Here is a 1,578-nt window from a genome sequence, read left to right on the forward strand (position 1 = left end):
GGCATGTCCGCGCCGCCGATCGGGATGATGATCAGCACGCCGAGCACGAAGGCCAACGCCAGCATCACGCCGAAGGCGGTGTAGTCGCCGGTGAGCATGAACGTCACGCCCAGGCCCAGTGTGGCCAGGCCCAGCAGCAGGTTCAGCTTGTGCTGGCCACTGAACTGTACCGGTGCACCCTGGAACAGGCGGAACTTGTACTTGCCCGACAGCTTGCCGAAGGCGATCACCGAGCCGGAGAAGGTGATTGCACCGATGGCGGCACCGAGGAACAGTTCCAGGCGGTTACCGGCCGGGATCGCGTCACCGAGTTGCTTGACGATGCCCAGCGACTGCGGCTCGACCACGGCAGCCACGGCGATGAACACCGCGGCCAGGCCGATCATGCTGTGCATGAAGGCGACCAGCTCCGGCATCTTGGTCATTTCAACGCGTTTGGCCATGATCGACCCGGCAGTGCCGCCGATCAGCAGGCCGACGATCACGTAGACGATACCGTCCTGGGCCAGTTCGGAGCCCAACTTATAGATCAGGCCGACCGTGGTGAGGATCGCCAGGCCCATGCCGAGCATGCCGAACAGGTTGCCACGACGCGACGTGGTGGGGTGCGAGAGGCCCTTGAGCGCCTGGATGAAGCAGACCGAGGCGATCAAATACAGGGAAGTAACCAGGTTCATGCTCATGCTTGCTGCACCTCAGCCTTGACTGCTTCAGCTTTGGTGGCCGGAGCTTTTGCCGGCGCTTTCTTCTTGAACATTTCCAGCATGCGGCGGGTGACCAAAAAGCCACCGAATACGTTCACCGCGGCCAGGGCCACGGCCAGGGTGCCCATGGTCTTGCCCAGTGGCGTCACGGTCAAGGCCGCTGCCAGCATGGCACCGACGATCACGATCGCCGAGATCGCGTTGGTCACCGCCATCAACGGGGTGTGCAGCGCAGGCGTGACGTTCCAGACCACGTGGTAACCGACATAGATCGCCAGCACGAAGATGATCAGGTTGTAGATACCGTCAGAGATCAGCATGTCTTCCATTGTTTTTATCCTCAGCCGTTCTTGCGCACGATCTGGCCGTCGCGGCACATCAGGCACGCGGCGACGATATCGTCTTCAAGGTTGATCACCAGTTGTCCTTCTTTATCGAACAACAGTTTCATGAAGTCCAGCAGGTTGCGGGCATACAGCGCCGAAGCGTCAGCCGCCACGGCGCTGGCCAGGTTGGTCGGGCCGACGATGGTCACGCCATTTTCGACGACCACCTGGTCGGCCACGGTCAGCGGGCAGTTGCCGCCCTGGGCGGCCGCGAGATCGATGACCACCGAGCCCGGTTTCATCTGGGCCACGGTTTGCGCGCTGAGCAGCGTCGGTGCCTTGCGGCCCGGAATCAGCGCGGTGGTGATAACGATGTCCGCCTGCTTGGCGCGTTCGTGCACGGCCGCGGCCTGGCGCTGCATCCAGCTGGCCGGCATCGGGCGAGCGTAACCGCCGACACCGACGGCGCATTCGCGCTCTTCATCGGTCTCGTAGGGCACGTCGACGAACTTGGCGCCGAGGGATTCGATCTGCTCTTTTACCGCCGG

At 62.8% G+C, this 1,578-nt stretch carries 2 protein-coding genes and 1 pseudogene; all 3 read right to left on the reverse strand.

Translation table 11 applies throughout. The features are described from left to right. Positions 1–683, reverse strand: a 683-nt coding sequence (locus AC3WTM_RS29460) for an NAD(P)(+) transhydrogenase (Re/Si-specific) subunit beta (RefSeq protein ID WP_492574119.1), incomplete at its 3' end; no start/stop codon positions are given. Between the two features lie 27 nt (positions 684–710). Continuing rightward, positions 711–1,024: pseudogene (locus tag AC3WTM_RS29465) on the reverse strand (NAD(P) transhydrogenase subunit alpha part 2). A 20-nt stretch (positions 1,025–1,044) separates the two neighbouring features. Then, positions 1,045–1,578, reverse strand: a 534-nt coding sequence (locus tag AC3WTM_RS29470; protein WP_492574120.1) for a Rossmann-fold NAD(P)-binding domain-containing protein, incomplete at its 5' end; no start/stop codon positions are given.

It is taken from the genome of Pseudomonas sp. EU05-FHT14B02 (genome assembly GCF_058791055.1).